Genomic DNA, 4,467 nt, shown 5'->3' on the forward strand with positions numbered 1-4,467 from the left:
GCCGGCTTCGAAGACGTCGCCGTCGTGAAGGTTCACGGTGACTTCAGCCTCAGGGTCCAGCGCCAGCAGGCTGAGGCGAACGCAGGCGAGACCCGCCGCCACGCCCGGTTTCCGCGCCACGAAGGCGGCGCGCATCCTGGCGCCTTCGGGAATGCAGGCCTGGCCGGTCACGTCCCCCGCGCGGCCAAGGTCCTCGGTCAGCGCCATCAGCACCAACGGCTCGATCAGCAGGTCGGGCAGTTGTCGGATCACGGCGTCATCCTGCGAAGGCGGGAGCGGGAACGTCTTGCGAAAGCCGCAAGCGGGTGTGCTGCGCCTCGGCTTCGGTCGACGGATAATCGCTGCGGAAGTGCCCTCCCCGGCTCTCCCGGCGCGCCAGCGCGGCCTCGGCGATCAAACGGGCGGCGATCAGGGGCAGAGCGGGTCCGGCCGTCCGCGCCAGTTCGTCGATGACCGCCAATGCGCGCATCAGCCCCGCGCGGTCCCGCACAACGCCGACATCGGCGCTCATGAACGTCCTGAGCCGCTTCAGTTGGTCGTCAGACAGATCCGGCGCGGCGGGCGTCGCCCGAGCTGGGCCGGCCACAGCTTCAAGCGCGGCTGCGGCGCGCCCGGTGCGGCGGCCAAAGGCGGCTGCCTCCAGCAAAGAGTTCGACGCCAGCCGGTTGGCGCCGTGCACCCCCGTCGCCGCGCACTCGCCGACGGCGAACAGGCCCGGAAGGCTGGTGCGGCCGTCCGGCCCCGCGACGACCCCGCCCATGTGGTAGTGGGCCGCCGCCGCGACCGGGATCGGATCGAGGCGCGGGTCGAGCCCGGCGCGCATGCAGGCCGCGAACACCGCGGAGAACTCTTCAGGGAAACCGGCGCCGATCGCGCGGGCGTCGAGAAACGCCCCGACGCCGGCGGCTCTCGCGGCATGCACCGCGCGCGCCACCACGTCCCGCGGCTGCAGATCGGCGTCTTCCGCTTCGCCCAGCAGGAACCGCCCTTCGCCGTCGACCAGCCGCGCGCCCTCGCCGCGCAGGGCCTCGGTCGCCAGCGGCATGGGGTCCAGCCCGACATCGATGGCCGTGGGATGAAACTGCACGAACTCCGGATCGAGGATTTCAGCGCCCGCGCGCCAGGCCAGCGCAAGCCCCTCGCCCAGCAGAGCCGCGGGCGTGGTGGTGTAGGCGAACAGGCCCCCGGCGCCGCCAGTCGCAAGGACCACGGCCGGCGCCGCCACCTCGACGGTCCGGCGTGCGCCTGAACCACGGCGCTCGATCACCGCACCGCGAACAGCCCCGTCGTCGCCCTGCAGCAGGCCACGCAGCCGCGCGTCTTCCCAAACCTCAATGTGCGGCGCCGCTCGGACGGCGGCGACCAAGGCCGACAGGATGGCCCGACCGGCGCCGTCGCCTCCGACCCGCGCGACGCGGGCGTGCGAGTGGGCGGCCTCAAGGCTGAGCGCGAAGCCGCCGTCTGCCTGACGGTCAAAGGGCGCGCCGAGCGCCGCCAGCCATTCCACCGTGTTGCGGCCGTCCTCCGTCAGGGCGCGCGCCGCCTCCGCCTCGACCAGCCCGGCGCCGGCGCCGACTGTGTCTGCGGCATGGGACGCGGGCGCGTCGCGATCCGACAGGGCCGCCGCCACACCGCCCTGGGCCCAGGCGGAGGAGCAGGCCTCCAGCAGGGGCGCGGGCGTGACCAGCAGCACCTTGCGGGGCGCCGCTTCCAGCGCGGCCGACAGACCTGCGAGTCCGCCGCCGACGATCAGCGGTCCGTCATGACGGATGCGGCTCAACGACCGACGCCTAGAAAGCCGCCGGCCAAGGTCACGGCGCCGGGCAGTGTGCCGCCCGCAAGCGGCATCAGCGCCGCGAGGCCCACGCCGACGCAGGCGACGGCCGCGGCGAGGAATAGGCCGACGCTCTGGGCCGATTGGCGGCCTGTGAGCGGCCGCCCCTCGGGCCGCCAAGCGCCGCGGCGCAGGTGGCCGATCAGCGCGATGGCGAGGAAGGCGGCCAGAATGAACCGCCCGGTCGTCAGCCCCCAGAACACCACCAGCGCCCCCACCAGCACCATGGCCCCGCGCTCGACGTTCGGGTGGATGCGCGCCAGCACCGGCCCCAAGGCCTTGGAGCCGTCCAGCGGCGGCGCCGGAGCCAGATTGACCAGATTGATCAGGGCGATCACCGCCGCGCCGAGCAGCCACATGCCTTGGCCGGTGGCGATGAAGCCAGCGAAGAACGGAATCGCCGCCAGCAAGCCGAACGCCGGTCCCGCCAGCGACACCAGCACGCCATGCCATTCGCTGGCGGGCAGGCGCTGGCTCTTCGCCAGGCCGCCGAGAAAGGGGATGATGTAGATCCGGGCGGGGCCCATTCCGAGCGCGTTCATCGCCAGCACGTGGCCGTATTCGTGCACGAACAGGCCCCAGATCGCGGCGACCGCGATCACCCAGCTGCCCGATATCCACCAGATGAAGCCGCCCAGCAGCAGGGTCGAGACCACCGCCCACACCGGGTTCTGACCTTTGTCCAGCGGCGGATCGCCGGCCGCTGGGCGCGCGATCTCGCGCTCGGCGGGCGCCGACGGCGGCAGGTTGTCCCAGGGACCGGGGCGGCGGTTCTCGGTGTCTGTCATACCGGGGACGTGGCCTTTTCCGCCCGCCGCCACAAGGGCGGGAGGGCGAGAGGCCGCAGGGCGACGCGGCGCATCAGATCAGCTCCACCGCCACATGATGCCGCGCCTTGATCATGTCGTAGCGGGCGGGAACGGCGGGCGGCGGCAGATCGATCATCCGCTGCACCGCCAGCGCGGCCGGTGCGATCATCTCCTCGGGCACGGTGACCTCGAACTTCATGTCGCGCAGGCAGTCGCGGATGTTCTCCAGCGTGATCCGCTTCATGAACGGGCACAGGTTGCACGGGCCGATGAAGTTCACTTCGGGCACGTCGCCCTTGATGTTGGCGGCCATGGAGCACTCGGTCACCAGCACCACCTGCTTCGGCTTGCGGCTGGTGATGTAGTCGGTCATCGCCGCCGTCGAACCGGCGAAGTCGGCGGCCGACAGCACGTCCTCCGGGCATTCCGGGTGAGCAAGGATTTCGGCGTCCGGATAGGCCTCGCGCATGTCGGCGATGTCGCTGGCGGTGAACCGCTCGTGCACGATGCAGCGGCCCTTCCAGGCGATGATGCCGACGTTGGTCTGGGCCGCGACGTTGCGAGCCAGGAATTCGTCCGGGATCAGGATCACCCGGTCGACGCCCCATTCCTTGGCCGCCCACTCGACCACCTGCACGGCGTTGGCCGAGGTGCAGCAGATGTCTGTTTCGGCCTTCACGTCGGCCGTGGTGTTGACGTAGGTCACCACCGGCAGGCCTGGATAGCGCTGCTTGATCAGGCGCACGTCGGCGCCCGTGATCGACTCGGCCAGCGAGCAGCCGGCCTTCAGATCGGGGATCAGCACGGTCTTGTCCGGCGACAGGATCTTGGAGGTCTCGGCCATGAAGTGCACGCCCGCCTGCACGATCACCTTGGCGTCCGACCGCGCGGCCTCCTTGGCCAGGCCGAGGCTGTCGCCGACATAGTCGCCGACGCCATGGAAGATTTCCGGTGTCATGTAGTTGTGCGCCAGGATCACCGCGCCGCGCAGCTTCTTCAGCGCGTTGATCTCGCTGATGAGCGCAGCCTGCGCCGGCCACTCCAGCGGGGTGACATGGTCGCGAACCTTTTCCCAGACGGGCGCGGTTTCCAGCGCCAGCTCCTTCGACAACCCAAACGCCCCGTCGGCCATGGCCTCATCTTCTCCACCTTATGCTCAAAGTTAGCATAAGTCGGGATGAATGTAGGGGGCTGGCTGGAAAACGCAAGTTTGCATGTGAATGCGAGCAGTCTCAGGCAGCAGCGCCCTCGTGGTCCAGCAGCCAGCGTTTGCGCTCCAAGCCGCCCGCATAGCCCGTCAGCGTCCCGTTCCGGCCGATGACACGATGGCAGGGCACGATGAGCGCCACCGGGTTCTGTCCATTGGCCAGCCCCGCCGCCCGCACCGCTTTCGGGGCGCCGATCGCCGCCGCCAGTTGGCCGTAAGTTCGCGTCTGGCCCGCCGGAATCGTCCGCAGGCTGGCCCAGACGGCGCGCTGGAAAGGCGTACCGTTGGTCTTGACCGCCAGCCCCTCCAGCGCCCTCAGATCGCCCGCGAAATAGGCGCGGACGGCGGCTCGCACCGGCCCCGGCGCGGAACCGTCCACCAGCGCGACCGGGCCCCAATGACGGCGCAGCAGCCGCATCGTCCGCTCTTCATAGCCGGCGAAGTCCAGCGCCCGCACGGCGCCGTCTGCGTCCGTCACCAGAAGCACTTCTCCGGCCGGGGTAGCGACGCGATCCAGCGTCAGGGTCTCAGGCGGCGTGTTTCGCATCGCTTCTCTCCATTACCGACAGGTCGCCGAGTCCGGCCGCCGCCAGATGCAGCGCTCCATAGGCCCGCCA

4 protein-coding genes and 1 pseudogene are annotated in these 4,467 nt (G+C 70.7%); all 5 read right to left on the reverse strand.

What is annotated here, in order from left to right; genetic code table 11:
* Positions 1–252: pseudogene (locus tag VGB60_RS12555) on the reverse strand (nicotinate-nucleotide diphosphorylase (carboxylating)); the annotation flags it as partial.
* Between the two features lie 4 nt (positions 253–256).
* Positions 257–1,780 (reverse strand): L-aspartate oxidase, encoded by a 1,524-nt coding sequence (locus VGB60_RS12560; protein WP_331038588.1) that lies wholly within the window; start codon positions 1,778–1,780, stop codon positions 257–259.
* The gene (locus VGB60_RS12565) at positions 1,777–2,622 is read right to left on the reverse strand and encodes a metalloprotease (protein WP_331038589.1); all 846 of its coding nucleotides are present in this window, start codon (positions 2,620–2,622) and stop codon (positions 1,777–1,779) included. The genes VGB60_RS12560 and VGB60_RS12565 overlap by 4 nt, the downstream gene beginning before the upstream one ends.
* A gap of 73 nt (positions 2,623–2,695) precedes the next feature.
* Positions 2,696–3,775, reverse strand: a complete 1,080-nt coding sequence (nadA, locus tag VGB60_RS12570) for a quinolinate synthase NadA (protein WP_331038590.1) — start codon at positions 3,773–3,775, stop codon at positions 2,696–2,698.
* Positions 3,776–3,875: 100 nt separating this feature from the next.
* Positions 3,876–4,397: a methylated-DNA--[protein]-cysteine S-methyltransferase gene (locus tag VGB60_RS12575; RefSeq protein ID WP_331038591.1), complete on the reverse strand. Its 522-nt coding sequence runs from the start codon at positions 4,395–4,397 to the stop codon at positions 3,876–3,878.
* Positions 4,398–4,467 lie beyond the last annotated feature (70 nt).

Origin of the sequence: Brevundimonas sp., assembly GCF_036399195.1 — a bacterium.
GTDB lineage: Bacteria > Pseudomonadota > Alphaproteobacteria > Caulobacterales > Caulobacteraceae > Brevundimonas.

Coding starts and splice junctions, on each gene's coding strand:
- nadA (WP_331038590.1), bottom strand. CDS start 3,775: ATGGCCGACGGGGCGTTTGGGTTGTCGAAGGAGCTGGCGCTGGAAACC.
- VGB60_RS12575 (WP_331038591.1), bottom strand. CDS start 4,397: ATGCGAAACACGCCGCCTGAGACCCTGACGCTGGATCGCGTCGCTACC.
- VGB60_RS12565 (WP_331038589.1), bottom strand. CDS start 2,622: ATGACAGACACCGAGAACCGCCGCCCCGGTCCCTGGGACAACCTGCCG.